Annotated in this window: 16 protein-coding genes; 9 read left to right on the plus strand and 7 right to left on the minus strand. The window is 65.7% G+C overall.

The features are described from left to right. Window positions 1-3 precede the first annotated feature (3 nt). Entirely contained in the window at window positions 4-1176 is a 1173-nt protein-coding gene (locus CHR90_RS16745) for an alpha-D-ribose 1-methylphosphonate 5-triphosphate diphosphatase (protein WP_094410275.1), read from the plus strand. Next, entirely contained in the window at window positions 1173-1853 is a 681-nt protein-coding gene (locus tag CHR90_RS16750) for a DUF1045 domain-containing protein (protein WP_094410276.1), read from the plus strand. Before CHR90_RS16745 ends, CHR90_RS16750 begins: the two co-directional genes overlap by 4 nt. Here CHR90_RS16750 and CHR90_RS16755 read toward each other — a convergent pair. From CHR90_RS16755 to CHR90_RS16770, 4 genes are read right to left on the minus strand one after another with little or no spacing between them, the layout of a single operon-like run. After that, window positions 1850-2125, minus strand: a complete 276-nt coding sequence (locus CHR90_RS16755) for a type II toxin-antitoxin system RelE/ParE family toxin (protein WP_094410277.1) — start codon at window positions 2123-2125, stop codon at window positions 1850-1852. The two genes, CHR90_RS16750 and CHR90_RS16755, sit on opposite strands and share 4 nt — an antisense overlap. Continuing rightward, window positions 2122-2397, minus strand: coding sequence for a CopG family ribbon-helix-helix protein (locus tag CHR90_RS16760; RefSeq protein WP_094410278.1), 276 nt, complete (start codon window positions 2395-2397; stop codon window positions 2122-2124). Before CHR90_RS16760 ends, CHR90_RS16755 begins: the two co-directional genes overlap by 4 nt. 58 nt (window positions 2398-2455) lie before the next feature. Continuing rightward, a complete protein-coding gene (locus tag CHR90_RS16765) occupies window positions 2456-2905 on the minus strand; it encodes a nucleoside deaminase (RefSeq protein ID WP_094410279.1) in 450 nt (149 codons plus the stop codon). Window positions 2906-2910: 5 nt separating this feature from the next. Further along, entirely contained in the window at window positions 2911-3693 is a 783-nt protein-coding gene (locus CHR90_RS16770; RefSeq protein WP_094410280.1) for a 3-hydroxybutyrate dehydrogenase, read from the minus strand. A gap of 61 nt (window positions 3694-3754) precedes the next feature. Between CHR90_RS16770 and CHR90_RS16775 the strand changes: the two genes are divergently transcribed. From CHR90_RS16775 to CHR90_RS16790, 4 genes are read left to right on the plus strand one after another with little or no spacing between them, the layout of a single operon-like run. After that, window positions 3755-4480, plus strand: coding sequence for a gamma-glutamyl-gamma-aminobutyrate hydrolase family protein (locus CHR90_RS16775; protein ID WP_094410281.1), 726 nt, complete (start codon window positions 3755-3757; stop codon window positions 4478-4480). Continuing rightward, window positions 4477-5475 (plus strand): pseudouridine synthase, encoded by a 999-nt coding sequence (locus CHR90_RS16780; protein WP_094410282.1) that lies wholly within the window; start codon window positions 4477-4479, stop codon window positions 5473-5475. The genes CHR90_RS16775 and CHR90_RS16780 overlap by 4 nt, the downstream gene beginning before the upstream one ends. A 3-nt stretch (window positions 5476-5478) precedes the next feature. Next, window positions 5479-6039: a 16S rRNA (guanine(966)-N(2))-methyltransferase RsmD gene (gene rsmD, locus CHR90_RS16785; RefSeq protein ID WP_094410283.1), complete on the plus strand. Its 561-nt coding sequence runs from the start codon at window positions 5479-5481 to the stop codon at window positions 6037-6039. Continuing rightward, complete coding sequence (locus tag CHR90_RS16790; RefSeq protein WP_094410284.1) at window positions 6036-6431, plus strand: nuclear transport factor 2 family protein; 396 nt, start codon at window positions 6036-6038, stop codon at window positions 6429-6431. The genes rsmD and CHR90_RS16790 overlap by 4 nt, the downstream gene beginning before the upstream one ends. A gap of 60 nt (window positions 6432-6491) precedes the next feature. Here CHR90_RS16790 and CHR90_RS16795 read toward each other — a convergent pair whose 3' ends face one another. Next, window positions 6492-6812: a hypothetical protein gene (locus tag CHR90_RS16795; RefSeq protein ID WP_094410285.1), complete on the minus strand. Its 321-nt coding sequence runs from the start codon at window positions 6810-6812 to the stop codon at window positions 6492-6494. 195 nt (window positions 6813-7007) lie between these two features. On the opposite strand from CHR90_RS16795, the gene CHR90_RS16800 reads away from it, so the two are divergent. From CHR90_RS16800 to CHR90_RS16810, 3 genes are read left to right on the plus strand one after another with little or no spacing between them, the layout of a single operon-like run. Further along, window positions 7008-8183: an aminotransferase gene (locus CHR90_RS16800; RefSeq protein WP_094410286.1), complete on the plus strand. Its 1176-nt coding sequence runs from the start codon at window positions 7008-7010 to the stop codon at window positions 8181-8183. Next, window positions 8180-9787, plus strand: a complete 1608-nt coding sequence (locus CHR90_RS16805) for a tetratricopeptide repeat protein (RefSeq protein WP_170941451.1) — start codon at window positions 8180-8182, stop codon at window positions 9785-9787. Before CHR90_RS16800 ends, CHR90_RS16805 begins: the two co-directional genes overlap by 4 nt. Further along, a complete protein-coding gene (locus CHR90_RS16810; protein ID WP_094410288.1) occupies window positions 9784-10656 on the plus strand; it encodes a pirin family protein in 873 nt (290 codons plus the stop codon). Before CHR90_RS16805 ends, CHR90_RS16810 begins: the two co-directional genes overlap by 4 nt. Here the strand turns inward: CHR90_RS16810 and CHR90_RS16815 are convergent. Both CHR90_RS16815 and CHR90_RS16820 read right to left on the minus strand, forming a co-directional pair. After that, window positions 10637-11728, minus strand: a complete 1092-nt coding sequence (locus tag CHR90_RS16815) for an ABC transporter ATP-binding protein (protein WP_094410289.1) — start codon at window positions 11726-11728, stop codon at window positions 10637-10639. The two genes, CHR90_RS16810 and CHR90_RS16815, sit on opposite strands and share 20 nt — an antisense overlap. Next, window positions 11725-13410 carry an ABC transporter permease gene (locus CHR90_RS16820; protein ID WP_094410290.1) on the minus strand — a complete coding sequence of 562 codons (1686 nt, stop codon included), beginning with the start codon at window positions 13408-13410 and terminating at the stop codon, window positions 11725-11727. Before CHR90_RS16820 ends, CHR90_RS16815 begins: the two co-directional genes overlap by 4 nt. Window position 13411: the final 1 nt, after the last annotated feature.

Here is a 13411-nt window from a genome sequence, read left to right on the forward strand (position 1 = left end):
CAAATGACACGCTTATCCAGGATCGCCGGTCCGACGATCCTGACCAATCTGCGCCTCTGCCTGCCGACCGATGTGGTTTCTGGGACAATTTCAATCGAAGATGGCCGCATCGCCGCCATCGATACGGGCCGCAGTTCGCTTGCGGCAGCGGAAGATTGCGGTGGCGATTACCTGCTGCCGGGCTTGATCGAGTTGCACACCGATAATCTCGAAAAGCATTTCACCCCCCGCCCCGGCGTTACCTGGCCCGCCCTGGCCGCTGTGATGAGCCACGACGCCCAGATGGCGGGCAGCGGCATTACAACGGTGCTGGATGCCCTGGCGTTGGGGGACGTGCGCGAAGGGTCGGACCGAATTCGGAGCCTCAAGACAATGGCCGACGCGATCCTGGCCGCCCGCGCCGACGATCTGACCCGCGCCGAACATTTTCTGCATTTGCGCTGCGAAATCTCCTACCCCGATTTGATGGAATTGGTAGAACAATTGGCGATCCCGGAGGCGGTGAAGCTGGTCTCGATCATGGACCATACGCCGGGGCAACGGCAGTTCACCAACCTCGACAGCTATCGCAGTTTCTATAAGAAGAAATTCGGCCTCAGCGATGCTGAGATGGCGGAATTTGAAGCCGCGACCGTGGAACGGCAGGCCCGCTACGCCGCCCCGCAGCGCGCCGCCGTGGTGGCGACCGCTCAGCGCCTGGGTCTCCCGCTCGCCAGCCATGACGACGCCAAGCCGGAGCATGTGGCCGAAGCGGCGGCGGAGGGAATGCGCATTGCCGAATTCCCGACGACGCTGGAGGCCGCCGACCTGTCGCGCAAGGCCGGAATGAAGCTGCTGATGGGCGCGCCGAACCTCGTGCGCGGCGGCTCTCACTCCGGCAATATCGCGGCGGCGGACCTTGCGGCGCGCGGATGGCTCGATATTCTGTCCTCTGACTATATGCCGGTCAGCCTGCTGCAAGCGGTCTTCCTGCTCGCCCCGACCGAGGCCGACTTGCCCGCCGCCGTCGCCACCGCGACCGCCACGCCCGCCGAGGCCGTGGGGTTACATGATCGCGGCAGCCTGACCCCCGGTAAACGGGCCGATCTGCTGCGCGTTAGACTGCATCGGACCGGCGATGGGGCGGCCCTCCCCCTCGTGCAAGGTGTCTGGCGCGCTGGGCGGCGGGTGGCATGACGCCCCACCGCGTCGCCCTCTATTGGACCCCGCCCGACGCCAGCCCGCTCGCGGAGTTCGCCGCGCGCTGGCTAGGGCGCGATACCTTGGGTCGCTGGGTGCCGCCGCTGCGCCTTGGCTTCGATCCCGCCGCTTGGGAAGCGATGACGGAGGCACCGCGCCGCTATGGGTTCCATGCGACCCTGAAAGCACCGTTTCGGTTGGCAGAGAATGCGAGCCTGGAAGCCGTCGAACGCGCGGCAGAAGTCTTAGCGCGCCAACTGTCGCCGCTGCCGCTCGCCCTAACGGTGGAGGCGCTGGGGGCTTTCCTGGCCCTACGCCCCGTCGATCCGCCAGACGCGCTGGCCGCACTGGCCGGGCGCTGTGTTGAGGCGCTGGACCGTTTCCGCGCGCCCTTGACCGAAGCGGAGATCGCCAAACGCGGCCCCAATCTCTCGCCACGCCAGCAAGAGCATCTGCGGCGCTGGGGCTATCCCTATGTGTTCGACGATTTCCGCTTGCACCTCACGCTGACCGGGCCATTGGCGGAACCCATCCGGGCGGATGTCCTGGCCCGCCTGCGCGCAGCCCTGACGCCGCTTTTGCCGCCCACAGCGCTATTGGCGGACCTTTGCCTTTTCATTGAACCCAAGCCGGGGGAACCGCTGGTGCTGTATCGGCGGATCGTTTTGGGTTAGCGCTGTTCGCGGGTGTGCCAAACTTGGAGAATATAGATAGTCTCCTGCCGCAAAGCATACCGGATTTCATAAGCCCCGATTACAAGACGTCGGACTTCAAGAGCCAAGACTGTCTCGACCCTCTGTCCCAACCTCGGCATGGACCGCAACCGCTGGGGCGCTTCGCGCAACGCCTGGACGACCCGTCGGGCAACGGCGGGATTATCCCATTTCAAAAATTCATTGAGCCGCTCGATGTCCTCAAGAGCCTGCTCGGTCCAAATAACAATCATTTCGGCCTCGGACGCGGCAGGGGCGTATCGGTCCCAAGACTTGCCAGCCATGCCTGAACCTCAGCATCCTCGACATATTGCCCCGCATCAATCTGCGCAATAGCCTTCAAGGTTAAGCGATACCGCTCCTCCTCATCCTCAACCCAGGCCGAGAGCGCCTGTCGGACGATGGCATCCGGCGACTGGTCCCGCTCGGCGGCCATGATCGCCAGCTTATCCGCCAAGGCCGCCGGGATCGCGGCGGTTAGCACCCGTGTTTCCGACTGAGCCATCACCCTCTCCTGCTTTTACAAAGCCCTGGGCAAGTATACGCGCGCGTAAGTGCTTTTCCTATCGGCGCACGGCAAAGAAACGGCGCAACTGCGCCGCCGCCGCCTGTTCGTGAAAGCCGCCGTAGGCTTCCGGTCGGTGCAGGCAGGTCGGTTGCTCGAAGAGGCGCGCGCCATGCTCCACCGCCCCGCCCTTCGGATCATAGGCGGCGAAATAAACGCGGCGCAGGCGGAAATGGCTGATCGCCCCGGCACACATCGGGCAAGGCTCTAGCGTCACATAAAGATCGCAACCGGTCAGCCGGGGGGAGCCGAGGGCGGCAGCGGCGGCCCTCAGCGCCAGCAGTTCGGCGTGGGCGGAGGCATCGGCCAGTTCCTCCGTCCGATTACCCGCCGCAGCGATAATCGCCCCGCCCGGCGCGACGACGACGGCACCCACCGGCACCTCGCCGCGCGCCGCCGCCGCCTCAGCCTCGGCAAAGGCACGGTCCCAATAGGGGGAGGCGGGCATCGGGACTATTGGGCCGTCCAGCCGCCATCCATCGGCAAGGTGATCCCGGTGATCTGATCCGCAGCGGGGGAGCTGAGGAAAACGGCCAGGGCGCCCAGTTGATCGGTTTCGGCAAACGCCATCGACGGCTGCTTTTCGCCCAGCAGTTTCTTGCGGGCTTCATCGACCGAAATGCCTTCGGCGGCGGCGCGGGCGTCGATCTGCTTCTGCACCAGCGGCGTCGCAACCCAGCCGGGGGCGATGGCATTGCAGGTGACCCCGCTGCCCGCGAGTTCGAGGGCAACCACCTTGGTCATGCCGACGATGCCGTGCTTCGCCGCGACATAGGCAACCTTGTGGACGGAGCCGACCAGCCCGTGAACGGAGGCGGTATTGATGATCCGGCCCCACCCCGCCGCCTTCATCGCCGGAATAGCGAGGCGCGAGGCGTGGAACGCGCTGGACAGGTTGATCGCGATCACCGCATCCCACTTATCGACCGGAAACGCTTCGGTCGGTGCCGTGTGCTGAATGCCGGCGTTATTGATCAGAATATCGACCAGGCCGAATTTGGCGGCGGCGGTCTTCATCATATCTTCAATATCGGCAACGCGCGACAGATCGGCGCCATGATAGTCGACGCCGACCTTATAGGTGGTTTCGATATGACGGCGCAGATCGGCGATTTCCTCCGCCGCGCCAAAGCCGTTCAGCATGATATTTGCCCCGGCTTCCGCCAGTTTTAGGGCCATGCCGCGCCCGATGCCGCTGGTCGATCCGGTTACAAGCGCATTTTTGCCTTTTAACATGCTGAATGAACTCCCCTATCAAGCAGTTGTCGCAGCATAGCGTTCGGCCTAATCTTGCGCCATGACGAAGAACCCTTCCCGGCCGCTCATCGGCCTGACGCTCGATTCCGAACCCGCTGGCGGCTGGGCTAAGCAGCCCTGGTACGCCATCCGCCAAAATTACTGCGATGCCATCGCCGCAGCGGGCGGTTTGCCGGTCTGCCTGCCGCACGAACCGGACTTGGCTTTGCAGTATCTAGACCATATCGACGGCGTGGTCGTGACCGGCGGGGCGTTCGATGTCGATCCCAGCCTCTTCGGGGCCAGCGTCAAGCACGCAACCGTGACGACCAAAGACCGCCGCACCGCCTTCGAACTAGCGCTGATGAAGGGGCTGCTGGCGAAAGACCTGCCGATCCTGGGCATTTGCGGTGGTCAGCAACTGCTGGCGGTCGCCCTCGGCGGCACGCTGATCCAACACATCCCGGACGAGCTTCCGTCCGATATTCCGCACGAACAGCCCAATCCGCGCACCGAAGCCGGGCACGAGGTGATCGTGAGCGAAAATACGCTGCTGCACCGCATCGTCGGGCAGGTCCGCATTCCGGTGAACAGCGCCCATCATCAAGCGGTGAAAGCGGTTCCGGCGCATATCACGGTCAATGCTTCCGCCCCCGATGGGGTGATCGAAGGCATCGAAGACCCGGCCCGGCGCTTCTGCTTGGGCGTGCAATGGCACCCGGAATATCATATTTCCCCGGCTGACCGCGCCATCTTCGATGCGCTGATCGCGGCGGCTGCGGCATGAGCGAGACGGAGAAGGACGGCGAGCGTATCGCCAAACGCATCGCCCGCGCGGGGATCTGCTCCCGCCGCGATGCCGAAAAATTAATCGAAGACGGGCGCGTCTCAGTCAATGGCAAGGTGTTGACGACCCCGGCGCATCTGGTTGTTCCCGGCGACAAGATCAGCGTCGATGGCACGCTGCTGCCGGAAAAGGAACCGACCCGCCTGTGGCGGTATTATAAACCCGCCGGGCTGGTGACGACGCACCGTGACCCGCAGGGCCGCCCCACCCTGTTCGAAAAGCTGCCGGAAGATATGCCGCGCGTCATTTCGGTCGGGCGGCTCGATCTGACCTCCGAAGGACTGCTGCTGCTGACCAACGATGGCGAGCTTGCCCGGCGGCTGGAACTGCCCGCCACCGGCTGGATTCGCCGCTACCGCGTGCGCGTGCACGGCGAAGTCGATGAAACCGCCCTCGCCGCCCTCGCCCAAGGGGTGACGGTGGAAGGCGTGCGCTATGGTCCCATCGATGCCGTGTTGGAAAAGCGCCAGGGCGCCGCGAACGCCTGGATTAGCGTTGGACTTACCGAGGGCAAGAATCGCGAAATCCGCCGCGTCATGGCCCATCTTGGCTATCGCGTCACCCGGCTGATCCGCATTGCCTACGGCCCGTTCCAATTAGGGTATCTCAACGAAGGGGCGGTCGAGGAAGTGCCGCCGCGCGTGCTGCGCGATCAATTGGGCCGGGGCGATAAGGCCCCGCGCGCGCCCATCGCCCGCCGCCCGGCAGCCCCCGACGCGCCGCCCGCCAAGCGCCCGCAGCGGCGGCCCGAGGCTGCGGAAAAGCCAGACGGTCCCGGGATGGGTTGGGAAGCCAAAAAGCGCGCGGTCGCCAAGGCTAAAGCCGCCACCCGTCCAGGGGCAAAGCCCAGCGGCAGCAAACCTTCGGCGGGGCGATCCGGGGGGGATCGACCAGCAGGCGGTAAGCCGGGGCCGCGCCGTCCCTCGGGACGCTAACCGATGCGGATTATCGGCGGGCGCTGGCGCGGGCGGCGGTTGCTCGCGCCGACCGGGAAGGACGTGCGGCCAACGGCAGACCGCACGCGGGAGGCTTTGTTCAACATCCTCGCCCATGCGCCGCTCGGGCAAGCCCCGCTTGGCGGGTCGCTATGGGTCGATGTGTTTTGCGGCACCGGGGCGGTTGGGCTAGAGGCGTTATCGCGCGGGGCGGAAGCCTGCGTGTTCATCGATAAGGACGTCAGCTTCGCGCGGTCGAACGCCACGGCGCTCGGCGCCGTACCGCCGCTGCTGCAAACCGATGCCGCCCGCCTGCCTGCCTGCCCCTTGCCGCGCCCTGCGGATTTTGTGTTTCTCGATCCGCCTTATGGCCGCGACCTGCTGGCCCCGGCGCTCGACGCCTTACGCGCGGGCGGCTGGCTGGCCCCGACGGCATTGCTGATCCTGGAAAGCGCCGCCAGCGAAACGATTAACCTGCCCGCCGCCTTCCGGCTGTACGAGGCGCGGGCCTATGGCGCGGCGAAACTTTGGTTCGTCGGGCAAACCCAAGGGGAAAACGCATGAGCCTCCACAGCGAGCATACCGGTCGCGCCGCGATTGAATATCCCGTGCAAAAGCAGCTTGAAGCCTATAACGCCCGCGATATCGACGCGTTCATGGAATGGTGGGCGAAAGACTGCCAATGCTTCCTATTTCCCGATCAGCCGCTGGCGCGCGGTACGGCAGAAATTCGCGCCCGTTATATCGCCCGGTTTGAAGAGCCGAACCTGCACGCCACTGTTCGCAACCGCCTGATCGTTGGCAATCTGGTGATTGATGACGAGTTCATCACCCGTACCTTCCCGGACGGCCCCGGCACCATCGAAACCATCGCGATGTATGAAATCGAAGACGGCAAGATCGCCCGCGCGTGGTTCAAGATGGGCACGCCGCAGCTTGATTCGGTGAAAGCCTAACCTAAACAAAAACCCCCGACCGTTAGGCCGGGGGTTTTTCGTCAACCGAACGGTCGAAGCTTACTTCACCTTATCGGTATAGTATTGGATCGCAGCCGTGTTCTTCGCATCCTTGCAGCCCAGCGAGTAGGCCTGGACACGGGCATCGCCCCGGGTCTTGGTTTCCGTCGAGAGGATACCGCCGACCAGCAGATCACCGGCCGAAGCGGCCGCGATCAGACCGACCTTGTTTTCCTGGGCCTGCGACAGGGCACCATTGCACACGCCGGTCACCTGAGCGCCTTCGTGGATCTTGTTGAAATCAGCCGACTGGGCAAAAGCCCCCGAAGCAACCGAGGCCAGCAAAGCAGCAGCGGCAACAGTCTTCATCATGGCGCGCATCAGAACACCTTTACCTGTTGTGGGTTACCCGAGACGAGCCTGCAAACGACCCCGCCCCGGACAACCGGACCTAATCCCATATCCCTCAATAGCCCGATTCGCCCCCGGGCGTAAAGCTGCAAACGTGTAATAACAGGGAATTGCGCTTGGCGCTGTTGCCGCTATGCTGCACCCCCTGTTGCAAGAGGGGTCAGAATGAAGCCGCTCAACCCGCTTTTCGCCAATCTCGGCACGACGATTTTCGAGGTCATGTCCGGCCTCGCGCGTGATCATCAGGCCATCAACCTGGGCCAAGGGTTCCCGGATGGGAACGGCAGCCCGGCCATCGTCGCCAAGGCGCAAGAAGCCCTGGCCGACCGCCCGAACCAATATCCGCCGATGTTGGGCCTGCCCGAACTGCGCCAAGCGGTCGCCGCCCACGGTGCGCGCTTCTTTGGCGTCGATGCCGATTGGCAGAGCCAAGTGATCGTCACCTCTGGCGCGACCGAGGCTCTGGCCGCCACGCTGCTCGGGCTAATCGCGCCGGGCGACGAGGTGGTGATGTTCGAGCCGATGTATGATTCGTACCTGCCCATCGTGCGGCTGGCGGGCGGTGTGCCGAAGCTGGTACGCCTCGCACCGCCGACCTGGGCGGTGCCGGAAGCCGAGTTGCGGGCTGCCTTTGGGCCGAAAACCAAGCTGATCCTGTTCAACACGCCGCATAATCCGACCGGTAAGGTCTTTTCGGCGGCGGACCTGAGCCTAATCGCCGAACTTTGCCGCGCCCATGATGCGATTGCCGTCTGCGATGAAGTTTATGAGCATCTGGCCTTCGACGGGACCAAACACCGCTCGATCATGGCGGAACCGGGCATGGCCGACCGCGCCGTGCGCATTGGATCGGCGGGTAAAACCTTTTCGCTGACCGGCTGGAAGGTCGGTTATATCACCGCCGCCCCCGCGCTAATGCCGGTCATTGCGAAAACGCATCAATTTCTAACCTTCACCACCCCCCCCAATCTTCAGGCCGCCGTTGCCTGGGGGCTGGCGCAGGAGGATGGGTTCTTCCAAACGCTCGGCCAAGAGATGCAGCGCAAGCGCGATCTGCTGAGCGATGGGCTACGCCGCCTGGGGTTCGACGTCCAGGCTTCGGCGGGCACTTATTTCTTAACCGTCGATATCCGCTCGCTGGGGTATCCGGGGTCAGACGCTGATTTCTGCCGCCGCCTGACGCTGGAAGCGGGCGTGGCCGCCATTCCGGTGGGGGCCTTCTACGATGGGGGGCTGGAAACGCCCTATGTCCGCTTCTGCTTCTGTAAGGACGATAGCACCCTAACCGGCGCGCTCGATCGGCTGGCGCCTTATCTCGCGAAGGTCGGCGGGGCGTGGTGATCCAACTCAATCTTGCCGATGCGTTTGCGGCCTGGGAACGCGGCGATGCGGCCACGGCGCGGCAGATCGTGCGCACGCTGCTCCGCAAACAGCCGAAACTGGCGGGCGCCCATTATCTAACCGGCCTGCTCTGCCTGGGCGATGGCGAAGCGGGAAAGGCCGTTCAAGCATTACGCCTTGCGCTGACGCACGGGCCGGATTCGCCCGCCCTGCGCCTTGCCCTGGGCCGGGCCTATGCCATGGGCGGCGCCCAGGCCCAGGCGGAGGAAAATTTCCGCACGGCCCTAACCCTGGTGCCCGGCCTACCCGCCGCGCTCTGGTCACTGTCCGATCTCTACTTCCGCAGCGGGCGCGGGGCGGACGCGCTGCCGCTGCTCCGCGACCTGACCGCCGCCCGGCCGGAGGATGCCCTTGCCTGGGAGCGGATCGGCATCCTCCAACGGCAATCAGGGAAACTTACGGAAGCACTGGATAGTTTTGATACTGTTATAAAACTAGACCCGGAACAACCGCGCGCCTGGGCCAATCGCGCCGCCGTGCTGCTCGACCTTGGGCGAACGGCGGAGGCTTTGGCCGATCTCGCCGCCGCCCGCGCGCGCCACCCAGACGATGCCGGGCTGACGCGAAACCACGCCCTCGCCCTTACCCGCGCTGGGCAGGCCGGGGCGGCGCTGCCGCTCTACGCCAGCCTCTTGGCCGAAACGCCGGACGCAGGTCTCAGCCGCGACTATGCCGAAGCGCTGATCAAGGCCGGGCGGGCAGCCGATGCGCAAACCATGTTGGAGGCCCTGGCCGCCACCGCACTGGACGATGCCGCCACTTGGTTTCTGCTGGGCGAAGCCGCCCGCGCGGCGGGGCAGATCGACACTGCGCGCGACGCCTATCGGCGGACGCTTGCGCTCGAGGCAGAGGATCGGCTAGGGGCTGGCCCCGCCTTGGCCCTGCTCGGCGACACGGGACCGGCGGCCCTCCCCGCCCCCTATGTGAAAGCCCTCTTCGACGAGTATGCAGCTCGTTTCGATACCGAATTGACGGAGACATTGCAGTATCGCGGGCCGGACCTGTTGCGCGCCCTGCTCGATCAGCACGCCCCGCGCCCCGGCTTACGCCTTCTCGATGTCGGCTGCGGTACCGGATTATCGGCAATTCCCTTCGCTAATATCGCTTCCGAAATAATTGGGATTGACCTATCGCCCGCGATGTTGGCGCAAGCGGCGGCGCGGGGCCTCTATCGGGAGGTGATCGAAGGCGAGGCCGTCGCTACCCTAGCCGCCCGCCCGCCCGCCAGCGCCGATTTGATCCTGGCCGCTGATGTGCTGGTCTATCTCGGCGATCTCGCCCCCTTCCACGCCGCCGCCGCGCGGGTGCTCGGCCCTGGCGGGCGCATTCTGGCCAGCGTCGAAGCCCATCCGGACTCCGACGCCAACTTCTCCCTGCACGATGGCTTCCGCTATCGCCACGGGGCCGACGCCTTAAAACGCTTGCTGCACGCGCACTCTTACCGGATTCTGGCGCTCACCCCCGTTACCACCCGCCTGAATAAGGGCGAACCGGTGCCGGGCCTCGCCTATCTCGCCGAAGTTGCGCCGGAGAAACCGCTATGACCGACCTCGCCCTTGTTCTCGACGGCAAAGCCCGCGATCTCGGTGGCGGCATGATGGTACGGCGCATCCTGCCGCAAGCAGTGCGCCGATCGGTCGGCCCGTTTGTCTTTTATGATCACATTGGCCCCGTGGATTTTGCGCCGGGCGAGGCCCTAGAAGTCCGCCCGCATCCGCATATCGGGCTTGAAACGGTCACCTATTGTTTCGAAGGCGAAATATTGCATCGAGACAGCCTTGGTATCGTTCAACCGATCCAGCCGGGGGCGATGAACTGGATGACCGCCGGGCGCGGCATCGTCCATTCCGAACGAGTGACCGATGCCGTCCGCGCTTCCGGTCAGCGGTTGCACGCGGTGCAGGCCTGGGTCGCCCTGCCCCAGGCCGATGAGGAATGCGACCCCGCCTTCCACCACCACCCCGCCGCCGATCTGCCGGTTGTCAGCCAGGACGGCGTAACCCTGCGCCTGCTGGCCGGGCGCATCGGCGCTCTGCGCTCCCCCGTCCCCACCAAGACCGAAACCCTTTACGCCGACCTAAGCCTGGACGCCGGGGCCTGCTACACGCTGGGTGCCGATCTGGCCGAAGAACGGGCAATTTATGTGGTGGATGGTACCGTCTACATCGACGGCCAGCGCTTTAGCGTCGGGCAAATGCCGGTGCTGCACCCCAACACCGATTATAGCCTGCTGGCGGAAGAGGCGAGCCGTGTGATGCTGCTGGGTGGCGCGCCGCTGGATGGGCCGCGCACGATGTTCTGGAACTTCGTTTCCTCCCGCAAGGAGCGGATCGAACAGGCCAAGGACGAGTGGCGTGCCCAGAGCTTCCCTAAGATCCCAGGCGAGACAGAGTTTATTCCGCTCCCGGAATAATCCAACCATCCCGAATGGCAAGACCGATGGCGCTGCCGGGTTCGGGCGGCGGTACCCGGTGCTCAAGCTCCAACCAACGGTCGCCGAGGCTGGGCACGCTGACCGACACGCGCCAATGGCTGCCCTGATACATGGCGCCGCCCGCCACCGCCGCCAGCGTTCCGGGGCTTCCAGGCGGCGTGATCTCAAGGTCATGGGCGCGCAGGCAAACCGTCACCACCCCTGGTTCCTGCCCGGTCTTCGCCCTTAGAAACACCCGCAAGCCGCCGATTTCGGTCGGAAACCCCGCCGCTTCCTTGCCGCCCAGCAGCACGGCGGGCACCAGCATGCCATCGCCAACGAAGCGCGCGACATGGGCGGTCGCCGGGGTGCGATAGAGCGTCTGTGGCGCCCCGCATTGCGCGAGCCGCCCTTGATGCAGCACGGCGATCCGGTCGGCCAGGGCCAAGGCTTCGCTTTGATCGTGGGTGACGTAGAGAAAGGTGGAGCCAAGGGCGCGGCGCATCGCCACAAACTCCTGCCGCACCGATTGGCGCAGGGCCGGGTCGAGGTTCGCGAGCGGCTCGTCGAGCAACACTAGGCCGGGGGCTTTGGCGAGGCAGCGCGCCAAAGCCACGCGCTGCCGCTGCCCGCCAGAAAGGTCGGACGGCTTGCGCCCGGCAAGCCCGGATAGGCCAACCTGCGCCAGCGCCTGCGCCACACGGGCCTCCTGCGCCTGCGTCGGAAGTCCCGCCAGTTCCAGCCCGAAGCGCACATTCTCCGCCACACTCAGGTGCGGCCACAGCGCGTAGGATTGAAAGACAATGCCAAGGTTGCGCTTTTCCGGCGGCACCGTCGCCCCCGCACCGGACATCAGCCGCTCGCCGAAATGGATCGTCCCGCTGTCTGGTGCGTCGAACCCGGCGATCTGGCGCAGGAGCGTGGTCTTGCCGCAGCCCGATTCGCCGAGAATGACCATAAACTCGCCACGTGCGATGCTGAGCGAGAGGTTATCCAACACGGTCACCCCGCCCAACCGACGGGTCAGGCGGTCGATGGTGACCGAAACGGGCGGGGCACGGAAGTCGGTCATGCATCTCCCCAAGGCAGCAAATGCCGCAGGCGCGGCGGTAGACGGGTGCTGAGGCCCGCCAGCCCGAAAACGATCAGCAAACAGAGTATGGAGAGGGCCGCCGCCCCTGGGGCATCGCCGCCTTCCTCCAGAAAATAAATGACGATGCCGATGGTCTCCGTTCCCCGCGCCCAGAGAAGGGCGGAAACGGTGAGTTCGCTAAAAGCCGTCAGGAACACCAGCAAGGCCCCCGCCGCTGCCGTCGGCAAGAGCAAGGGCGCATGGACGCGCCGCAGCCGCAGCCAGAACCCCGCCCCTTGGGCCTGGGCGGCCTCGTCCAACACCGGGTCGAGCTGCCGCACCGCCGCCTGCACCGGGCGCAGGATCAGCGGAAAGAACCGCGCCAGATAGGCCAGCAAAATGATCGCCGCCGTGCCGTAGAGCGAGACGTCGAGCACCGGCAAGGGGCGGATCAACAGGAGGATCATAGCGATCCCCAGCACCACCCCCGGCAGGGCATAGGGCGCTTCGATGATCGGATCGAAGAGCCGCAGCAAGCGCCGCAGCCAGGGTGCCGCTGCGCGCGCCTCGATCACCGCGAAGGGTAGCGCCAGCAGGATCAGCAGCCCCGCCGCCAGCCCAGACATCCAAAGGGAATTGACCAGCCCGCGCAGCGTTTGCGCCGCCGCCAGCACCCGGAGGAAATGGGCGAGGGTCACCGTCTCCGCCGTCAAGGGCAGACCATAGGCGCGGGTCAGCGCGGTCGCCAGTAGCGAGAGCAGCGGCAGCACCGTCATCATCAGCCCGAGCGCGGCGAGCGTCAGGGTTACCGGGCGCCGCCAGCGGCGCAGGGGCAGCACCAGCCCCACCGGGCGCTGCCCGCCGCCCCCGATCAGCACCCGGCTGCGCGCGCGGGCCATCGTGCGGGCCACCAGAACGACCGCCGCCGAGATCGCCGCCAGGGCCAAGGCCATCAACCCGGCTTCCGCCAGGATCGACGGGCCGAAACCCGCGAGGCGCTGATAGATGAGCACCGGCACCGTGGGATAACGCGCGGGAATGCCCAACAACGCGGGGATGCCGAAGTTCCCGAGGCAGGCGACGAAGGCCAAAGCCGCCGCCGCCAGCAAGGCGGGCAGGATCAGCGGTAGCAGAATGCGCAGCAGCAGCGGCCCTGGCCCCGCCCCTTCCGCCTGTGCCGCCTCAATCAACTCCCCCGGTACGCTGCGCAGGGCCGCGCGGACGGCCAGGAAGATCAGCGGCACATGCTCGACCCCCAGCAGCAGAATGATCCCGCCGGGGGAATAGAGCGGATTGGGCGACCCGGCTTCGGGCGCAATGCCGAGCAGAATCAACAGCGGATTATTCGGCGATAGAAGCTCGATCCACGCCAGCGCGATGATCTGCGAGGGGATCAGCAGCGGCAGCAGAGCCATCGCTGTGACCCAGCGCCGCCCGCCGCAGTCGGTCAAGCCAACCGCCAGGGCAAGACCGGTGCCGAGCAGCAGCGCCACCGCCGCCCCGCCGATGCTGGTGACCAGCGAGCGACCCAGCGCCCGCCCAAAGGCGGGGCTGGCGGTCAATTGCGCCATCAACGCCGGGTCGAGCGCTTCGGCCAGCAGCCGCACCATCGGCAGCAGGCTGACCGCCGCCACGAGGGCGACGGTTGCAAGACCCAGCAGCGTATCGGCGCGAACGCGCAAT

This window comes from Elstera cyanobacteriorum (assembly GCF_002251735.1).
In the GTDB taxonomy this organism is placed as follows: Bacteria; Pseudomonadota; Alphaproteobacteria; order Elsterales; family Elsteraceae; genus Elstera; species Elstera cyanobacteriorum.